This window comes from Amycolatopsis sp. A133 (genome assembly GCF_031082405.1).
In the GTDB taxonomy this organism is placed as follows: Bacteria; Actinomycetota; Actinomycetes; order Mycobacteriales; family Pseudonocardiaceae; genus Amycolatopsis.
Genome location: NZ_JAVHJU010000003.1, coordinates 86,775 through 106,730, shown reverse-complemented (window position 1 = coordinate 106,730; position 19,956 = coordinate 86,775). Strand labels below are relative to the sequence as shown.

Genomic DNA, 19,956 nt, shown 5'->3' with positions numbered 1-19,956 from the left:
ATGTATCCGCTGGCCGACCTGATCCGTGCCGCCGGGACGCTGGAACTCGACGGCGATGGCCTGCGGGCCGCCGCCGCAATGCTCGGTGCCGTGCCTTCTGACCCCCCGCCAGTGCCGGAGCCGATGACCCCGCTGCCCGTTCCGCTGGCGCCGGGCCCGAGCGCGACCGCCGCGTCCCCCGGCGCCGACGTGCACACGGCGGAGGGGGATCCCCGGCCGGTTCGGCGGGTCAGAGTGACCTTGGTGGAGGGACCCGTGTCCGCGCCACCGCGGCCGTTGCGCGGTTCGGTGCACAACCTGCTGCCGCCGGCACCCGCGCCGCGGCCGGCCGAGCCGCTGTTCTCGCCGTGGCACGAGCGAGCGATCCTGTCGACGTTGGCCAAGGTGCGGTGTCCCGGCCCGGAGGTGGACACGCCGGCGGTCACGAGGATGCTGGCTCGCCGCGAAGCTGTCGTCGCGATGCCGGTCCTCGCTGAGCCGACCACACGGCTGGGGGCTCGGTTGTGGGTCGACTACGGGCCGGGCATGCGACTGTTCCGCCGCGACCTGCGCTGGCTCGCCGCCGCTCTGCGCCGGGTGGTCGGACAGGATGCCGTCACCGTCGAGCCGTTCCGGGACACGCTGCCCGAGATGTCAGCAGGCGCGGTGCTGGTCGCCACCGATCTGGGGATCGGCGCGGGCAGCCCGATCCCGCCCGCCGCCTGGCCGCCGGACGCGGTCTTCCTGGTGCCGTACCCGCGGTCGCGATGGCCGGCGTGGGCAACCCGGTTAGCCGTCGTGCAGTGGGATCGGCGGACGACCGCCGGGCAGGCGGCCCGGCGGTGACGGCCCGGCTCCGGCTCGAACTGCTGCGCGCGGTCAACCCTCACGCCGTGACGCTGGCCGCCGCCTGCGCCCTGTCCGCGCGGGTCGAGCCGACGCTGCTGCGCCGGCTCCGGCTGCTCATCCCGGGCGCGGACGCTTCTGCCGAGAGCGATCTGTGGTTCTCGGATCTGTTCTCCGCCCGCGACGCCACCGCCGTAGCACTGGACCCGCTCGTTGCCGAGCTGCTTCGCGAGCGGCTCCGCCGCCCCTCGGCCACGGCGTTCTTGCGCGACGCGGTAGAGGAGATCGCGGCCGCGCACGCGACCGCCCACTGGTCGGTGCGCCTGGAAGAGCGAATCCACCACCTGGACGTCACGCGACCGCCCGGTGCCGACGACGACATCGACGACCTGGTGCTCGCCGCCCTCGACCAGCTCCGACAGGAACCCGACCCCCGCGGCATCGCTCGCTGGTTGCTCGGTGCGGTCGGTCGCTTCCCCCGTCGCGTCGTCGCACGGACGGCCTCCCGGGCCGCGCGCGCTGCTGCCATGCTCCACCTCGACCGCCAGGCGCCGCCGGGCGACCTGTCCGCCGGAGAGACGCAGGCGTGGCTCCCGTGGCTGGCCACGAACCTGCCCCGGATCTCGGTGCCCGTGCAGCTCCTCGACGGTGCGGTGGTCCTCGGTGCCGGAGGACCCGGCTCGGTTGAGTTGCCCGAGGTTCCCGACACCGATCCGCTGGTCGTCGAAGTCCGGTGGACGGACGGGGTGTGTGCGCACAGTCGCTGCGTCCGCTTCCGCACCGGCGAGCCGGTCCAGGTGGAGACCGGCTCCCAAACGGCTTCCCTGGTGACCCTGCTGGGCGCCTCGTACGAAGTCGCCGTGGACGAGCAGGAATCCGCCGGGCTCCGGTTCGATCGCGTCAAGGTCGGACTGCGGCCCTGCCTCGGCCGTTCCTCGGAAATCGCCGATCTGCTCCGCGACCTGCTCGACCCCAGCAGTTCCTGGGTCGGGATCCGGGGTGGACCCGGCAGCGGTACCTCGACCGTGCTCGTCGCCGTCACCGACGCCCTCCGCCGCGACGGGGTCGCTGTCGTCGAGCACTTCTACTCGGCCACGACCGACCCGGTGGTAATCGAAGAATCGTGCCTGGCCCAGCTTCGCGTGCTTTACTCGGAGTACACCCACATCAACGGCAGATCGTTCACCGGGCTGCTGAACGATCTGGCCCGTCAAGGTGCCTTTCGCCGTCCGCTGGTCATCGCCCTCGACGAGTTCCCCGTCATGGGTGACCGACTGTTCCTCGCCGATGTCCCCGCCGGCGTCCACCACCTGGTGACGACCACACGATGGCTGGACCTCCGCGATCGCCTCGCCACCCAATCCTTACGAGTGAAGCACTTCACCGCCGACGCCACCCGTGAGGTGGGCCGCGCCCTCGTCCGCCGGCACCTGGCGGAGGTCGAGCAGGCGTTCGTCGGACCGGTCGATGTCGAGGCGCTGGTCGACCTCGCCGACAACAGTCCGCGTGCCGTCGTCCGCATCCTCCGGTGGATCGCTCGGCAGCCCACAGGCAGCGTCACCGTGGACAACATGCCGCCCCTGCTCACCGCCGGCTGGACCGATGTCCGAGCTGCGCTGGGCCGGAGGTTCGGCCGTCAGCTCACGCACCTGCTGCACATGCTCTACCTCGCCCAGCACCGCCACCCGTGGTCCGACTGCGCCGTCGTCGAGCCGTCCTGGCGGGTGTTCTGGTCGGCTTGCCTCGACAACGGCTTGGTCGAGGACACCGGTGAGGGCGGCGTTGTCGAGCTGACCGCGCCGGAAGCCGCAGACGTCCTTCGAGCTCCGGCGGACAGCCGTGACGAGACAGTGCGGCGCTTCGTGTTCGGAAAGAGCCGGATCGTCGACTTCGTCGCCAACGCGAGTCTCACCCGGCTGGCCAATGCTGTGACGCACCTGCTCGCCGTTGGCGACACGGAGGTACCCGAACACCTCTGCCGACAGCTGACTTTCCTGGTTCGCCGCTACGCCGAAGATCGAGCCGGCTTGCTCGCGGATTTGGCCGCATTACCCGGTGATCCCGGTATGAAAACATTGTGGGCGGTGATCTCGCAGATCGCTGACATTGAGGTGCCTCCGGCCGGATTCGCTTCGGCATTGCGGGACTGGCTCACGGTCCGGGCGGAACCTGGCCTCGTCTCGGGGTTCGGGTTGCGGCCGCCGCTGCGCGTGCGCCGGGCGATCACCGAAAGCGAGCTCCGGCCCGCCGGAATCGGCGGGGACCGGCTGCACCCCGGTCCCGCGCTCGCCATCGCTGTGGTCGGTGGCCGTCCCGTGGTCGCCACCCGGTTCGGCGTGCACGCGATGGATGGCTCGCTGGTCGGCGCTTCGGCCGAGATCGACGGCGCGAACGGTGGTGCCTGGGGCTACGTCGCGTGGCACGGCCGGACGATCTGGACCGATGTGCACCCGAGACAGCCGGTCGACCTCCCGATCGACCGGGCACAGCGCCACGGCGAGGCGCTGACCGTGGCCGGGACCGACGGAAGCGTCACGAGGCCCAGCGTCTCCGAGCGGGTGCGGCGGATCCTGGAGATCCCCGGACGGGGTGCCCCCGTCACCGCGATGGGCGCGCTGGATACCACACCGGCTCGCTGGATCGTGGGCTACGCGGACGGGACGATCCGCGATCAGGGGTCGAGCCGGGAGCGGATCGAGCACCGCGGCGCGGTCCGCGCGGTGGTCTGTACCAGCGAGGATTCCTTTGTCTCCGGAGGTGACGACGGCTCGCTGGTCTTCTGGGCGCCCGGACTCGAGGTGATCCGAAGGAGACACGTCGAGTCCCCGGTCACCTGCCTGGCCCGGATGCCGGACGACGCGGTCCTGGTGGGCTCGGCGAACGGTGAGGTGACCCGGTGGGACCCGGTGTCTGACGAGCTCGCAGTCCTCGGGAGGCACATCCATCCGGTGCGTGGCGTTGCGCACGTCGCGTCGTCGTTCGTCCTGAGCTGGGCCGACTCGATCCGGTATTGGAACGCTGCCGGGAGCGGAGGGCTGCTCGCCCAGGAGGTCGGTTTTCCCGGCGGTGTCGTCGATGTGCTCGTCCACGAAGGAACGTACGTGGCGTTGCGGGGCGACGGCTCGGTCCGCCAGCGGATTCTGCCTGATCTGCGCGAGGAGCGGTACGCCCTCGAACGACTCGTGGTCCGCGCGCGGCAGGTATACCTGTGGCTGGACGGAATCACGCTGAGTGTCGATGCGGTGAAAGGTCCGAGATCGACGGCAGGGGTCCGTCCCGACGTAGCGGGAACGGCAGCAGACGTCGGCTACTGGCGAGTCACTGCCGGGGCCGACGGCGTGGTCCGGCTGTCGGTGGCGGAGTCCGGGACCCAGGTGCACGAGATTCGGCTCGGGCTGCCGGTCGTCGCTCTCGCCGGGGAGCCGGGGTTCGTGGCGGCGCGGGACGCGACCGGTCAGCTGTGGATGTTCGACCTCGACGAGCCGCCGGGGGCTTCGCTAGTGGAGATCGTCCGGGCTTCGATCGGGCGGACGGAGTTGCGGATCGACGGGGACGAATGCGTGATCGCGGCAGTTAGATTGACCGTGGACGGTTCGCCGGTTCCGCTGCGGATCGACGGGCACTGGCCACGGGTGGGGGCCGACGGAAGCCTGCTGTGCCCTGAGGCGCCGCCCCTCACCATTCGGATTCCGCCGGTCGGTGGACAGTGGCGCATCGAGGTCGACGTGGTGTCTCCGCTGCTCAGGGGCTACTGCACCACGATCGTTCAGCATGGCCGAGTCGATTTGTGAAGGAGTCCCGACAGAGCTGACGACGCCGTGGAAAGTGGATGTCCCGGGTGAACGAGACAGACCGATTCGGCACGCCGAGGTTATGGCCGTTCAAGCATCGCTCGTGGCGCCCGGCTGGCTCGGCGGCCTTCGCATCGACCGATGCGCACCCTCGACGTCACGTCACCACCTGCCCGAACGGCAGCTTCAGTACCAAAGTACCTACCTCGCCTACGCCAGAAGCTCGCCCAAGAACGCTGGAACTGGTGGCCGGACCCCGACAGCCACCTGAAGGTCAACAAGCTCGAACCGCTGGCCCCGCCCGTGCTGCCGGACGCGGGTTACCCCTCGGCATCGAGGTGGACGAGTATTACTATTCGCCCGACACCCCGGGTCGGGCACGCGCCCGGCGGCAAGGTGGTGCTGCGCTTCCACCAGTCCGGCGCGCAGCGCCACGAGGCGATCCTGTTCCGCCTTCCCGACGGCACCGCCGCCCCGGACCTGTTCGACGGCACGCTGACACCTAGCCAGGTCACCTCCATCGGCCAGGACAACGGCTGCAATAGGATGTCTCTGGCGGCGCGGAGCGGCCGGCTGTTGCTCCTACATACGACCTCGTGCAGGCTGTGAAGGCTGGGATCTTCGGTGCGAAGATATTGGAGGTCGACTTCGTGGACGCCACCGGCAAGCGATGGTCAAGAGACGAGCTGGTCAACCTGGCCGTCGCCCAGGCACTGCGCCGCAGGTTTGGTCCCCGGTTGCGGTCCAGGTCGACGTAGGGCCGCCCGCGGTCGACGCCGTGGCTTGCCTGAGCTTCAGCACGTAACGGCTACGTCCGTCGCCGCGACTTCTTTGTGCGCGGAAGATCATCCGAGCGGAGAATCTGGGTTGCTGACAATTGCATCGGTTGGCGCTGACCCGTACCCACAACGGGGTAGTCGACGAGCGCCCCGGCCAGTGCAGCGTGAGGAAGCGCATTGGCAGGAAGGGGAACGTTCGTGTCCATGTCCAGACGCCCGGTCCTAACGACTGCTGCCCTGTTCGCGGCGACTCTGGCAGCTCCGTGGCTTGCCGAAGGGCAGGCGTCGGGCGCAGCGCCGATGGCGGTCGCGGTCGGCAAGACCGACATCACCCCGGAAGCGGGTATCCCGCTTGCTGGCTACGCGACAGACACCCCACGGCTCGCCGCCGGTGTGCGTCGTCCGCTCTACGCGCGATGCACCGTGTTCTGGGACAACGGAACGCCGAACGTCATCGTCACTGCGGACGTCCTGGCGTTTCCACGCGCCATCCACCAGGCGATCCGGTCGCGAATTGTCAGCCTTGGGGTGGCGTCCTCAGATTTCGTGCTCACGGCAACCCATACCCACAACGGGCCCGTCCTCACCCCCGACGTCACGGCGTACACCCTCTACAACATCCTCGACCCATCTCCCCATCTGGACAGGGTCCGTGGCTACGCCGGCTGGGTGCAAGACCAGATCGTCGACCTCGTCCGAATAAGCCTCGCGGCCACCGCGGTTCCGTGCACGTTGGATTATCAGGTCGCCGATGAGGCGTTCTCCTACAACCGGGAAGGCATGGCGGGCGTCGAGCGGGATGTGCCGATTCTGACGGCACGAACTCTCGACGGGGCGCCGCTCGTGGTGATGTTCGGTTACGGATGCCAGCCCGTCGTCGCTCCAGCGGAAACACTCATCGACCCGGACTACCCGGGGCTCGCGGTGGAGGTGGTCGAGCAGCAGACCGGGTGTTTCGCACAGTTCCTCACCGGTGCGGCCGGGGATCAAGACCCGGTGGCTTCCCCCGGTTGGCAGGCCCTCGATGATCGCGGCCACGACCTCGGCCAGACAATCGTCGACACGATCACCGCACCCGGCCGGCCGGTCACCGGCCCGATCCTCACCGCCTACCGTGAAGTCGACGTCCGGCTCGACATCACCGACACCCCCAGCCATCTCGCGGCGGTCCGCGCGAACTTCGCCGTCCGACGGGCCACCGCGGCAGGGTGGATCAGCCGCCACGCCGAAGTCATGATCGACCAGATCGACGCGCACAGCTTTGCGTTCACGACCCCGGTCCCAGTGCAATCCTGGCGCTTCGCCGGCGGCACCCCGCTGCGGCTGGCCTTCCTCGGCGGGGAACCGGTGTCCGGCTACGCCGCCTACTGCCGCAGCCACTACGGCGGCACCAACGGCATCTGGTTCTCCGGATACGCTGGCGAGGTACCCGCCTACCTGCCCACCGACGAGCTGCTGATCACCGGCGGTGCCTGGCGCTACGCCTGTGGCTGGTCCGATGACTTCCCTAGCATTGCCGGCGGCGCGATGTGCGCGTACGGCATCATCGCGCACTACCTGCGCAACGCCCAAGGTAACGGCGTCGAAGACACCCTGATCGCGGCGTTGAACGCTGTTCTTTGAGTTGTCCGCTCCGCTGCGTCCTTATGTCCTGACGCGGACTTCGGATAGGCATCTCGGGCAGCCTGGTGACGTCGACGCCCGTCAGGCCGCACGCACGTGGCTGCGAGCAGATATGGACCAAGAACGCTCGGACAACCACAGAAGCTGAACATCGTCGAAGCGGGCGGCAGCGGCATTTACCGGTTCGTCGGTGGCGCGCTGGTCCGGTTGTTCAACTGGGGTGCGATTCCTGGATTCGACGGTGGGCGCGTCGTGGACGTCAACTTCCAGTCGCTCGCGAACCTGGACCACATAGCACCGGTGCCCGCCGACGGTTCGTACATCAACATCGTGGAGGCCGGGGGCAGCTGCGCTCGTCCTTCGGGATCCAGCACGCGTGGATCGTGAGCGCAACCACGTATCGCGGCCGGACACGCGGGAACTCTGTGACGTCGCTGCGATGAGGGCGCGCGAAGGCGGGCACTTGCCTGCCCGAAACTGTCGGTGGCCGGTGGCAGACTGGCTGTACGAACCAACGACGGCGAGGGAGGGCACGGTGAGCGGAGAGCTGGGTCTGGCCGGTTACCGATTCCAGTACCACGTAATGGTGCTCGCGGCGCTGGACCTGTGGGGCGACCGGTCTGGTAGCGACGTCGGCTCGATCGTGGTGGAAGGCCACCCCGGTGCCCAGGTCGTCGATTACGAGCTGACCGGTATCGGTCCGGGCGGATCAGCGCTTGTTCAGGTGAAAGGCCGCTGGGGTGAGCGTCCCTGGAGTGCGCCGGAACTGTTCCGGATCCTGTGCGGGCTCGCCCGCACCCGAGACCAGCCGGTCCGTCTGGAACTGGTCGCGAACGGTGCCTTCAGCGATCCCGCCCGGCGGCTCGCCGCACTGCTTGCCGACACCTCGGGCCTCGACGACCAGGCCCTGACGCGGCGGCTGGCCGCGCTTGGGCTCGCGACCGAGGACGTGCCGAGCGAAGTGCTGGCTGCGCTGCGGCACGCAGTCATTACGATTCGCTCGGAAGGCTTGCCGGAGCTGCGTGATGCGGTGCGGATACGGCTCCGGCGGTTGCGTGCGGTTCACGGCAGCGGCGTGGGCGACCAGGCCGCTGAGTTGCTTCGGGCGTACCTGCTTGAACTCGCCATGAACAAGAGCGAAGCCGCCGACGTCGCCGGGCGCACGCTGAGCAGGGAGGAGTTCTTCGAAGCCGTCAGAGCTCCACGCAGCGTGCTAGAAAGCGCCTTGGAGTCGCGTTGGGGCGTCCCAGTGGGGCTGGCGCACCGCGACACCGCTGTCCAACGGGATGCCCTGCTCTCCGAGCTGGCCAAGCACTTGAAGGACGCGGATGGGTTACCCGCCGCTGACGGGCGTGTCCGTACCTGCGTGTTGGTCGGCCCGGCGGGAATCGGCAAGACGACGCTCGCTCAGCAGTACGCGCTGCACAATGCGGGTGAGTTCGACTGGATCTACCAGATCACCGCGCAGGCCGACGATGACGCCGCGGCAGGTGAACACGACGTGCTCCGCGAGGAACTCGAGCAGTTCGCCGTCTGGCTCGCGGGTCGCAACATCAACATCCGCCCTGGCCCGTACCGATCGCTGACCGACTTAGGGCGGGCGATAGCCGAAGCGCTCGCGAGCTGTCCGCGCACGTGGCTGCTCATCGTCGACAACGCGGCCACGGCGGACATGCTGACCTCGCTGTTGCCGGCCGGGGGACACGGAGCGATCGTGATCACCTCCCGCAACAGTGCCTGGCACGGTTCCCAGCCGATAGTCGAGGTCGGGGAACTGACACCGGAGCAGGGACGGGAGCTTGTGCGCCGCCGGCTCAACGGGATGGATGCCGATCCAGACCACGTCGAAGCCCTGTGTGCGGAGCTAGGGTACTTGCCCCTGAGCCTGGTTACCGCCACCAGCTACCTCCGCAGCACTCGCGAGCCGCTCGGCCCGTTCCTGATCGGTTTAGCCGACGAAGGCACTCGGCTGGCTGCCTTGGGTTTCCCTCAACGCCTCGACGACTACCCCCGCAACGCCGTCGCCGCTGTCTCGCTGGCCGTGCGGCGGCTGTCCGCGCTCGCGCACGAGGAAGCGAAGCAGGCGATCGGCGTTCTTCAACGCGCTGCGCTGGTTTTCCCCGACCGGATACCGGTCAAACTGCTGGCCGGTGACCACCGGGACTTCGCACGATCGGTTGCGCTGCTCGGCGAGTATTCGCTACTGCAGCGATGGCAGGACGACCGGCAGCGTGACTGGGTGCGCGTGCACCGGCTGATCCAGGACGTCGTCCGGGCCGGCCTCGACCAGGAACCCGAGCACCGGGACGCGTTATTGCGCGATGTCGAGATCAGCGTGACCGACCTGCTCAAGGACTGCACAGACCGCTTCGACCTCGTCACCGGCGGCGCGCTGCGCCTGCATGCGATCACGCTCGCCGAACGGCTGGGCCGGCATGGCCTGCAGCGCTGGCAGTCGACGACAGCGTTGCTCGCCAACACCGCGACAGTGGCGCATGCCCAGGGCGACTTCGTCGAGGAACAGCGGTGCCTTGAACAAGCGCTGTCGTTGCTTCCTCCGGACAGCTATGACCCGTACGTGGCAGGCAGGCGCGGGAAGACACTGACCAGCCTGGCCATGTTCCACCTCGACCGGAACGAGATGGACGCTGGCTTGGCGGCGCTGGAGGAAGCCCGGAGCGTTCATGACGTCCACCGGTTCATTCCGGCGCATTTCGAGGCCTTGATCGTGGTCATGGCCATGCAATACCAGACCCGCGCCTATCGGGCCGAGGACGACCAAGAGGTGAAGCGGTTGTTCGAGCTGGCTCGGGCGTTGCCTGAACCCAGTTTGGAAGCCGCGACCATGCGCGCGGCCTGTTTGCTCCGGATCGCTCGGTTCATGGATTCCCGTGCCGGACATCGCTCCGTGTTCGCCGACGCCGCAGATCGGCTGTTCGCGCTCGTCCAGCACGACGAAGGAGCAAAGCCCTTGCAGACCGCGATCGCGCATCTGGGGCTCGCGGAGGCGCACGGCTCCGACGGCAATACCGAAGCGGCTTGGCGTCACTACCGTCGCGCTATGACGCTGATCTGCGGCATTCCCGGAATCGACCCCGCTCGAGCTTCGAACGAGGCCCTGGAACTCGTCGCGGGCCTGCTGAGCGTGCATCTCGACCAGAGCACGCTACTACCGCACAGCGACATCGACGAGCTTCTCAGCCGGACGATCGTCGATGTGGAGAGACACCTTGACAAGGTCGATTGGACGGCGACACAGCAAGGTTGGCTGCGCGCGCAGTTTCATGCGCTGAAAGGGAGATTTTTCGCCAACCGGGGTGACGTGGCCAAATACGTCGAGCAGATGACGGAGATGCGAACCGCTGCGGAGTCGAGCTCAGTGAGCTTGCCTCGCAACGTGGCGACGCAAGTTGCTCTTCTGCCTGGTCTTCGGCGCCACGCGCGGACTCAGCAGGTCCGCGTGTCAGCTCCGGCCGTGGGAGTCTACGGGCCGCGGAACACGCCGCCTCCCGACCGGCCGGACCGGGCACCGGCGCCATGCCGGCACTTCGAGCCGAACCCGGTGCGGAACCGGTGGTCGCCTTTGCCGGAGCCAATGCCGCCGAACCCGATCGGACCTGGTGTCCGCGTGGATCGACAGCGCTCCATCGCCTGCCACGCCGCGGTTCTCCGGTCGCTGGCCGAGAACGACAGCGCAGACCCGGAAACCGAGTTGCGAACAGCGAGCGCCGAGCCCGCGACCGCGATCGACCACCTGATCGGAGCCTGGCGCATCCTCGAAACCATGGCCACCCGGATCGCTGCGATCACGGGGGAAACCACGGAAGCCGTGCGAGACTTCCTGGACACCGAACTGACTCGTGCGCACCTTGAGCGTGGCATGGACACCGTTCCCACCCGGATGGTACTGCGTGCGATGAACAACGGCTGGCATCCCGAACTCAACCAGCTGCTGAGGCAGTTCGACGAGGACAGCATGTCCGAGATGCTGTCCTCCCTCGTCCAGGTCGAAGACATCGTGGTGCAACGTCTTTGTGCCTACACTGGCAGCAGTAAGAGAGACCTTGTCCGAAGTGTGACAGAAGAAGCGGCGTCGCTCGAACGTGCGATCCCCGACCCGAGAACACCGACCTACAGTGCCGTCACCGGCATGGTCGTCGTCGATCGAGATCTCCTCGGTGAACCACGTGCGGTCCGGTTGCATGATCCGCGCGGCGCCGGCGTCGACCACATCTTCGTCCTCGGCGGTGTGCAGGACGGAAAATCCGGGATGCTGCACCGGGTGGCACTCCAGGCGGCGGGTTCGGAGATCTTCGTGGTCAGTGTCTCCGATCCCCGCAACGAGCACGACAGTTCGGAGATGTGGAAGTCGCTGAGCGGCGCGGCCAAGATCGTGGGTACGCATGTCGACGGTACGCTGGCGAGCCTCGAAGCCGCAGGCAGGATCGTCGAGTATCGCGCCGGCGAGGGAGGGTTCGACCGGCCGGCACCCGGGCGGCCGGGAATACTGTTCGCGGTCGACGACATCGACGAAGTGATCCGGCTGCCTCGTGGGCGGACGCTGGTCGACCGAATCCTTATCGAAGGCCCTGCCGTGTGTATCGGGCTGGCTGCGGTCATCAGAGAACTGGAGTCGGTCCGCGACAACGAAACCGTACTGCGCAGCATCGTCGGCTGCCCGAATGTGATCTGTCTGGGGCCGGACACCTCCGAAGCCGTGGATCGGCTGCGCGCCGGCTACTCCCAAGGCGGCGAGCGTGGCTGAACCGAACAAGCGCAAACGGCAAAAACCGCGCAAGCGTGTGGCGCGTACGCAGCTGCCTGAGTCCAAGCTTGCTGCGGCATCCCAGGCCAGAGGCGAGCGGACTCCTGTCGGGCACCTTGCGAAACCTCGCCGGCTCAAGAGCGATGCGGAAGCGATCAGCACCCTGCTGGACTCCGACGACATCCCGCCGGATCTGCTTGTGGAGCTGCTTCTTCCGCTGCTCTGGCTGGACCACGCAGCCGGTGCACCCGGATCGCTGTGCGTCTCCGGCTCGATGATGCTGCACTACGCGTTCGCGCAGCTGGGAATCGCGTCCGAGGTGTACGCGGTCGACGTGACGATCAAGGACGAGCGTACCGGTGGAACTGCCTTCTACGGCCGCCCGGACCCGTACTGGGACGGGGACACCTTTCACGGCCATTGCCTGATTCACCTGCCGGGAACCCAGCGTGCGATCGACCCTGCAGTCGAGCAGTTTCCGGAAGTGAAGCGCAGCAACCTACCGCTCTTCGGTCGCACCGTTCTCACGGGAAGCGAACACTTCGACGTATTCAGGTGCTCGGAGACGTTGATGCCCTCCATCACAGACTTAGCGTGAAGAGCTAACCAAATCCGGGACTCCTGGTCCGGCCACGGAAGCCGACACGCGGCCTTGAGGACGGCATTGATCATCACGACGTACCCGTCGGAGACGAGAGCCTGGAGCAGGTCCGCGACCGTCGACGGGAGGGCGTGGGTTCCGCCTATGGTCGTCCATGCCTTGAGCGCCGCGGCGCGTAGTCCGGGTTCGGTATCGACCAGGTAGGTGTGGAGGGTCGGCAGAATGGCCTGGAGCACTCCGGGTTGGTCCCCGTGGCGGCGGCCGACCTCACCGAGGGTGGCCAAGAGCGGGTACACCACCTCGATACCAAGGTCGTTGTCGCGTTCACTCGTGATGAGCGCCGTGATGGTCTTGCACACAGCCAACGGGTCAGTCGATGATGCAGATTCCACCGCACTCAGCAGGCGTCGGGCGGACTGGTACAGGCTGTTCTTGCGCGCATACGCCTCCAGCCCCGCGAATGGGTCCGGCGCAGCGGCAGAGGTGAGCACGCTCTTCTGCTCAGTGAGCCGATGCCGGGTCAGCGTCACGAACGCACCGAGGATCGGGTCCAGGCGTCGGGCGAGGGTGCCGCCGCGCCCGTCGCCCATCCGTTCGATGGCTTCGGCCGCGGAGAACGTCACTTCGTGTCCCCACGACTCATCGGTGCGGGCGAGGAGGAACGCGAACGCCGCATCGCTGACCGCCGCCTCCTCAGACGTCGTCACCGGGTCATCAGGGCGACGGTGGACGTACTCGGTGTTGACCATGTCCAGGGCATGTCGGACCGAGCCGACGAGGCCGTCTCGAGTCTTTTCGGCTGCATGCCGGCCCGCCTCCTCCAGCAGTCCGGCAATCCGGACGGGCGCGGCGATGAACATCCGGGCGATTGCTCTCTCGGCGGTGCCGACCGTTCCCGGGTCGTAGCTGTCCTCCGGTGGAACGCTGAGAGAAACGGCCAAGTTCGGCAACAGCTGGATAGCAAGCTCGAGATGGGTGCTCGCGAGGTGCTGAACGGCGCCGGCGGCGGCTCGCCGGGTCGAAGTCGGAGACCTGCTGCGGCCGGTGCGCTGGGTTCATGATGATGCCCGTCACCGCGGGGCGCGGCAGCATCCCACCCAGGCGTGCGACCAGCTTGTCCGGACACACGTCTGCGAGGACCCGCAATGGGCCTGGGTCGTTCGCCTGCACCACCGGTCGCGGGCCGGAGAAACGATGGTCACCGGGCGTTTTCGACCCCGCCAATGTCACGACCGCCCAAATGAGTCCATCATCGACCGCCGCCGCGTCCACCAAGTCCGGGTGGTCGGTCAGGCAGCGGCCCGCCTCCAGCGTCGGGTTCGTCCGCAACGCCGCCAGCGCGGTCGTCATCAGGCGCTCCACGAACTCCGGTCGCCGTGATGTCAGGTGCCGCAACGGCTCCAGCAGCTCACTCAGCCCGACGTTTTTCACCGCATCGAACAGCTCGTCGATGATGCGTTCATCGAATCGGTCCGCCGCACGCCCGGCAACTGTCGTCAACCGGCGCCGCGCCGTGGCCGTCGCGTTGACGTCGACGTCAACCGCCGGGTCCGGATCGAGGACATCGAGGTCGTCCAGGATGCCGGCGGTCGCCGGGTCCGCGGTCGCTCGCAGGCTCCGCCGACGCTCTACTCGCCCAGCTCGCGCAACACCCTGGATCCTCACCTTCTCGGCCCGCTCGGCTTCCTCAGCCTGGACCTTCTGCTGGCGGGTAAGAGCCTCGGTCTCTAGGTTTGGGAGTCGCCCGGTCGGGTTACGTCTGTCGCAGCCCACACAGTGCTCGGCGTAGAATTCCAACGCCACGTGATCCAACCGCATCCCGGATACGTTCCCGATGGCAACTGGACACTCCACCCGCCGCGAGTTCACCGGCAGCCCGGACACTTCCTCCAGCATCCCGCGGCCGCCGGACTGTACGAACCGCATATGCTGGCAGTGATCCGCGGCCAGCCTCATGATCCGCGCGTTCTCGTGCCCCAGCTCGAAATACCTGGCGAACTCTGCCTCGTCCAACCGTCCTCTTCCGTTCGTGGACCACCAGTCTGACGCCACCGAAACGACTCCGACCGGAGAGGGCGCAGCCGGTCCGGCGACAGCCTCGACGTCTCTTCGGGCGCCAATACGCGTGGGATGGCGAGGCTACTACCTACCGTTGATCGGCATGAGCGTGCGTCATAACGACCGCCTGGCAGTCATTGGCAGTTATTTTCTGTCACGGCTCCCGGGGCCGGTGATGGTGATACGTTGCGTCAATCGCGCCCGCGCACAGCTAATATGGGCGGCAGGTCGTTTAGTCGGGAGGTGTGTTACGGAAAACAGGCCTTCGCGCTCCGGGCTTCTTTGGCGCATCTCGATCACAGCGTTGTCGGTCGTCGTCGCGGCCGGAACCGGTGTCGTGACGAATTTGATCACCAATCGGTGGAGCTTGGCTTTGGCGGTGGGCTTGGGATTGCTGGTGCTCGCGGGCATCGTGATTCAGCTTGTTCAGACGCCGTGGCGCGAGCAAGGCGAGGGAGCACCGGGCGGTCATCGAGCTCCGAGTCAGATCGCAAGTGCCGGACGCGACGCGACCGTCATCCAGGCCGGACGGGATGTTCACCTCGGTGGCCTTGGTTCGGTAGTGCCCGATGCCGGCCGCAGCGGGGAAGTCGAGTGACCGAGCCGTGCGCGCCTCGTACAGTTGAGCAACGTGCCACGGCCAAGTCCGGCGCGACCGTCATCCAAGCGGCTCGCGACGTGATCACGGGTACGGTGTTCGGCGGTTCGTTTGTTCGGCTCAAGGACGTCTGGCTCGATCCTGCTCCGGTCTTCGAAGCGGTCGACGTCGATCGGTTCGTGGGCCGGACCTGGCTTCTCGACCCGGTCGACAAATTCATCCGGAATCAGCGTCGCGGCTACATTCTGGTGCAGGCGCCGGCCGGCCTGGGGAAGACGACGTTCGCGGCTTGGCTCGCCCGAACGCGGGGCTGGCCCTGCCATTTCACCCGCAGGCGCAACGGGCGCAGTGTCTCCACCGCACTTCGGAACCTGGCCTCGCAGCTGATCGCCCAGTACCAGCTCGGCGACGAGTTCGCACCGTCCGGGACACTCCCGGACACCGCAGGTGAACCGGGTTGGTTCGACGGGCTCCTGCGGTTCGCGGCCGCGAAAGCGCAGGAGTCCGGGCAACAGCTCGTTCTCGTGATCGACGGACTCGATGAGGCGGAGCGTTACGACGGCGACCTGCCGCTGGGACTGCCCACCGTCCTCCCGAACGGCGTCTTCATGGTCGTCACCTCCCGAGTCGGGACCGACCTCTCCGCCTTGCGGCAGCCCTGGAAAACCCTGTCGATCGATCCGTCCGATCAGCGTAACCGCAACGATCTTCGCGAGTTCGTCCTCGCGACCGCTGCCACGGAACCGCTCGCCACCATGTTGCCGGATCACCAGGTCTCGGCGGAGGACCTCGCGCAGCTGCTCGTGCGCAAATGCGGCGGGGTCTGGGTCTACCTGCGTTACGTTCTCGACGAGCTCCGGTACGGGCTTCGGGACATCACCGCCTTGGACGGCCTCCCTGATGATCTCGTCAGCTACTACGTGGAAAGCCTTATCCTGCCCAACGACGGAGAAATGTGGACTTCGGTCCGGCTTCCGCTGCTTGCCACACTGGCCGCAGCCGCCGAACCGCTTCCGGCGACGACGCTGAGCGAGCTTGCCGGCCTGGCGGATCCGAGCCTCGTCCGCACCCTGTGCGACTCGGCTCTGCGGCCATTCCTGACGGTGGTCGAGGAGCTCGGTCAACCCCGCCGGTACGGGATCTATCACGCGAGCTTGCGCGAATTCATCGGCGGCGCGGCTCGGACGCACGCGCTGGAGCGAACGCGTGCCCGCGGAGACGAGCTCGCCCAGGCGACCACGGCCGCACATCGACGGATCACATGTCACTACCTGACCCTGTTCGGCGGACTGGACGAGCAATTACCGGCGTTGAAGAGGGACCCCGACCTGGCGAACGCGGATGACGGATACCCACGCCGCCAGCTGCCTTACCATCTCGAGCACGCCGGCGAGGCCGAGGACCTGCATCGGTTGCTCGTCGCCGAGCACCTCATCGAAGACGGCCGAATCCGCAACGCGTGGTTCGCCATACACGATCGCGCGGGCAGTCTAGACGAATACCTCACGGCACTGCAACGTGCCAGACGGCTCGCCGAAGATTACACGGATGCGGACCATGGCAGCCTTCGTACCCCGTCCTCGTCCTCATTCGCCCTCGAACTCCAATACCGGGTTATGGCCTCTGCCGTCGTCACGCTCACGGCCAACGTCCCGGCTTCGCTCATCTGGCGACTGGTCACGACCGGGGTGTGGACCGTCGGCAGAGCACTCGATCACGCTCGGAACCTCCACCATCCGGGCGATCGCGCGCATACGTTGATCAGCCTTCTCCACGATGTTGGCGACAGGGAAAAGCGCCGAGCCACCGTCCAGGCGTGGGAAGCCGCTCAATTGGTCACCGATCACGAAGATCGTGCTTGGCTTCTCAGCCGTCTGCTCCGACATATGGCCGGTGAAGAGCACGAACATGTGGCCTGCGAGGCACTGCATGCGGTTGTCGCTATCCAGAACTCGTCAAGCCAAGTGGATATCTTTCAGCGGCTCATCCCTGTGCTCTCCGAAGAAAAGATTGGTGAGGTCCTGCGGCTGGCAACAATGATCGACAATGCCTACGACGCCGCCCGGCTGCTCGCAGCTTTAGCTCCGGTACTTCCCGAGCGGTTGCTGGCCGATGCCATGGCAGCGGCACAAGCACTCGCGGAACCGGACGATCGTGCGTTGGCGCTGGCCGCTCTGGGGCCGGTTCATGACCCGGAACTCCGCGCTACTGTGCTTGCCGACGTGCTGGCGGCCGGCCGCGTGGCGGCCGATCCGTACGTCAGGGCTCGCACACTCCGGCTAGTCGCCACGACGATGTCTTCGCCGGGGAGAGTTCCGGAGGAAGCGCTCGACGCTGCCCGGTTGATCAAGCTGGCGGAAGACCGGTCTTGGGAGATTGCGGCGCTCGCGCGTCTGGTCGAGAGCTCGCTCGCCGACGATGTCTGTTGCGAAGCGATTGACGCAGCGCGGCGAGTATCGGGCAGCGTAGTACGCGCGGAGACGCTGGTCGGCATCGCCGACCTCCTCACGCCACAGCATGCGGCCGTGGCCGCAGACGAAGCCGTCGCCGCAATCCGAGCCATTCCAGGCGACCAGGAACGAGCAGCCGCCTTCGGTGCCGTCGTCGACGACCTCCCGCAGTCGGCTCGCGAGGGTGTGATCGACGAAGCATTGGCCCTGGTCCGCGAGGTCGGAGGGGAGAATCGCCAGGTTCTGTTGCTGAACCGCCTGGCTCCGCATCTGCCCGAGCGTCTGCACAACGAGGCCCTGACAATCGTCGGGGAGGTGACTGACGCCTTCCAGAGAGCCGAGGCGATAGGTTGCCTCGCCCCGTTTCTCAGTGCCTCCCTAACGGCCAAGGGTCTGAGTGCGGCGAGGACCATCAGCGACGAATACGGTCGCGCCAAGGTTTTCGGCGCTCTCGCTTCCCATCTGCCCGCCCCGCATAGTGAAAAGCTTTGCGAGCGCGCGCTGAACGCCGCCAGGCAGGTGCTTGACCCGTACTTCCGGGCACGTGCCCTGACCTCCCTCGCAACCACCGTCACGGAACCACAGCGAGCCGCGACGCTGTTCGAAGCCCTTGCCGCGGCTCGGGCGGACGACGACGATTACCGGCCTACGACCTTGACAACAGTGCTGAACGCACTTCCCGCGGCGGCTCAGCCGGCTATTGTTGCCGAAGCGTTCGACGCGATCACCACGGCGGTCACAGACCCGGAAAGCCGGGCCATCGCCATCATCCGCCTCGCGCCCCATTTGTCTTCTCAGCAGCGCGAGGACCTTTGGCGGGCGGTCGAAGCAGGCTCCCTGGCAGGAACGCCGGCGTACTACAGCGTCGGGGTACTGGCGATGTTGGCTGTTTTTGCCCCGGTGGTCGAGCGCGACCGGCTCTTCGACCGCGCACTCGCTCTGGGATGCGACCTGCCAGCCAGCCGGGATCCGGTACAAACGTACATCCGCCGGTTCGCTCGGCTCGCGAGGGTGCTTCCCCACCAAGCCGTGGTCGAGGTTCTCGCGGGGCTCCACCCATTGGACGATCAACTAGCGGACCGGGACCGCATCGTTCTCGCGGCCAAGGTTGCGAAATACGCCCGGCTGTTGCCCGAACGCCTGCTACGGCGCACGCTGACGATCGCCGGTGCCGTGCCCCAGACCCTCAACCCGACACCGTTGCTGGGCACGCTTGCCATGCACCTACCGGAAAGGTTGCGGGAGCAGGCGCTGACAGAGGCGTTCTCGCCGACGCGTGAAACGGTATTGGCGCGGTCCGCGGTGATCGGCCACCAAGCGTTCGAGCCCCGCCCTGATCTCGAACTTGTGCGGCGCTGTCTGGACGGGCTCGACCTCGACGGCTGTTTGCGTGTCCTCGCGTGTGCGATGCCGATCGTGCAGAGCATGAGCGGGATCGACGGTCTGCTGAGCTGCGTGGACACCATCGAGTCAGTGCGCCGCTGGTGGCGCACCCCTTAGAACCAGGTAAGGCTCGCCGCCATCGACAGAACTGTCCCTCCGCTACCTGGGAACTTGCCATCAAGGAAGCTTCCGAGGACGAGCTGGCCTCTGTTGGATACCAAGCCATGGTGCTCCACGATCGTCCCGATATCGCCGAGCGTGCATGGCACGAGGTCGCGAACACCGGCAACGCCGAGGCGATGAACAACCTGGGCGTGCTGCTGCAGGAGCGGGACGAGCGGACTGAAGCCGAAGAATGGTTCCGCAAGGACTTGGCAGGCAGGGTTCTGAAAGCGACGAATGACCGGCCGTGTTTGCGGTCCGGCGCTCGAAGGGACTGCCGTGCCGGCCAGTCAGCGCCGCGCTGCAGGTATCAACACTCTGTCTCAGATGGACTGGTCTCCGGCGGAAACGTTCAGCGGACAAATTGGGCTGCCGTGTTGACTGTGCGTTAAGGGTCTTGTAACGGCCGACGTGTGACCTGCGACACATGTTCCACAGGTGAGCGACCGTGACCGTGGGAGAACTGATGACATCTCTTGACCTCGTCCGAGAGGCTGCCGTTAAGGGCTACCAGGACGTCACTTCAGGCACCAACGAGCTGACTCCCACTTCTGCCCCGGGCGTCGAAGTCATCGCGACCGAACCCTCCTGGTTGGGCACCGGCTGGCGCGGCACGCTGACCATCGTGGCTCTCATCGCAGCCGTCGCGGGGATCGCCGGCGCCTACCGGCTCAGCGTCACCAAGGATGCGGCGGAGACGGGGATAGTCGTCTGTGGTGTGTTCGCCCTGACCGGCCTGATGGTCGCCTATCTGACTGTCGGCGGCTTCGCCAAGGCCGAGTTCGCGATCGGAAGCGCTAAGCGAGACAGTGCTGAGAATCTCGGCGATGACGAGAAGCCTGAAGCCGACGAGCGAGCAAAGTCCGGATCCAGTGTGAATCGGGTCCCACCACCGACTGCGTCAGCGAGGCGGTGATTCTC

12 protein-coding genes are annotated in these 19,956 nt (G+C 67.0%); 11 read left to right on the top strand and 1 reads right to left on the bottom strand.

Going from position 1 to position 19,956, the window contains the following annotated elements; translation table 11 throughout:
• The 6 genes from Q5425_RS03240 to Q5425_RS03215 all read left to right on the top strand — a co-directional run bounded on the left by Q5425_RS03240 (position 1) and on the right by Q5425_RS03215 (position 11,783).
• Complete coding sequence (locus Q5425_RS03240; RefSeq protein WP_308670553.1) at positions 1-825, top strand: hypothetical protein; 825 nt, start codon at positions 1-3, stop codon at positions 823-825.
• Entirely contained in the window at positions 783-4,616 is a 3,834-nt protein-coding gene (locus Q5425_RS03235) for a hypothetical protein (RefSeq protein WP_308670552.1), read from the top strand. Before Q5425_RS03240 ends, Q5425_RS03235 begins: the two co-directional genes overlap by 43 nt.
• A gap of 141 nt (positions 4,617-4,757) precedes the next feature.
• Positions 4,758-5,225, top strand: a complete 468-nt coding sequence (locus Q5425_RS03230; protein ID WP_308670551.1) for a hypothetical protein — start codon at positions 4,758-4,760, stop codon at positions 5,223-5,225.
• A gap of 470 nt (positions 5,226-5,695) precedes the next feature.
• Complete coding sequence (locus Q5425_RS03225; protein WP_308670550.1) at positions 5,696-7,018, top strand: neutral/alkaline non-lysosomal ceramidase N-terminal domain-containing protein; 1,323 nt, start codon at positions 5,696-5,698, stop codon at positions 7,016-7,018.
• A 96-nt stretch (positions 7,019-7,114) separates the two neighbouring features.
• Complete coding sequence (locus Q5425_RS03220) at positions 7,115-7,405, top strand: hypothetical protein (RefSeq protein WP_308670549.1); 291 nt, start codon at positions 7,115-7,117, stop codon at positions 7,403-7,405.
• Between the two features lie 148 nt (positions 7,406-7,553).
• Entirely contained in the window at positions 7,554-11,783 is a 4,230-nt protein-coding gene (locus tag Q5425_RS03215) for a hypothetical protein (RefSeq protein WP_308670548.1), read from the top strand.
• Between the two features lie 429 nt (positions 11,784-12,212).
• On the opposite strand, the gene Q5425_RS03210 is transcribed toward Q5425_RS03215, so the two are convergent.
• A complete protein-coding gene (locus tag Q5425_RS03210; RefSeq protein WP_308670547.1) occupies positions 12,213-13,334 on the bottom strand; it encodes a hypothetical protein in 1,122 nt (373 codons plus the stop codon).
• A 436-nt stretch (positions 13,335-13,770) separates the two neighbouring features.
• Between Q5425_RS03210 and Q5425_RS03205 the strand changes: the two genes are divergently transcribed.
• From Q5425_RS03205 to Q5425_RS03190, 5 genes are all read left to right on the top strand, one after another.
• The gene (locus tag Q5425_RS03205) at positions 13,771-14,115 is read left to right on the top strand and encodes a hypothetical protein (RefSeq protein WP_308670546.1); all 345 of its coding nucleotides are present in this window, start codon (positions 13,771-13,773) and stop codon (positions 14,113-14,115) included.
• Between the two features lie 430 nt (positions 14,116-14,545).
• A complete protein-coding gene (locus Q5425_RS03200; RefSeq protein ID WP_308670545.1) occupies positions 14,546-15,040 on the top strand; it encodes a hypothetical protein in 495 nt (164 codons plus the stop codon).
• Positions 15,037-18,990: a hypothetical protein gene (locus Q5425_RS03195; protein WP_308670544.1), complete on the top strand. Its 3,954-nt coding sequence runs from the start codon at positions 15,037-15,039 to the stop codon at positions 18,988-18,990. Before Q5425_RS03200 ends, Q5425_RS03195 begins: the two co-directional genes overlap by 4 nt.
• 107 nt (positions 18,991-19,097) lie before the next feature.
• Positions 19,098-19,427: a tetratricopeptide repeat protein gene (locus Q5425_RS45695; RefSeq protein WP_396135121.1), complete on the top strand. Its 330-nt coding sequence runs from the start codon at positions 19,098-19,100 to the stop codon at positions 19,425-19,427.
• 56 nt (positions 19,428-19,483) lie between these two features.
• Complete coding sequence (locus tag Q5425_RS03190; RefSeq protein WP_308670543.1) at positions 19,484-19,951, top strand: hypothetical protein; 468 nt, start codon at positions 19,484-19,486, stop codon at positions 19,949-19,951.
• Positions 19,952-19,956: the final 5 nt, after the last annotated feature.

Excerpts from the sequence above, each read along its gene's own strand:
- Q5425_RS03240 (WP_308670553.1), top strand. The coding sequence starts at position 1 with ATGTATCCGCTGGCCGACCTGATCCGTGCCGCCGGGACGCTGGAACTC.
- Q5425_RS03230 (WP_308670551.1), top strand. The coding sequence starts at position 4,758 with ATGCGCACCCTCGACGTCACGTCACCACCTGCCCGAACGGCAGCTTCA.
- Q5425_RS03225 (WP_308670550.1), top strand. The coding sequence starts at position 5,696 with ATGGCGGTCGCGGTCGGCAAGACCGACATCACCCCGGAAGCGGGTATC.
- Q5425_RS03200 (WP_308670545.1), top strand. The coding sequence starts at position 14,546 with ATGAGCGTGCGTCATAACGACCGCCTGGCAGTCATTGGCAGTTATTTT.
- Q5425_RS45695 (WP_396135121.1), top strand. The coding sequence starts at position 19,098 with ATGGTGCTCCACGATCGTCCCGATATCGCCGAGCGTGCATGGCACGAG.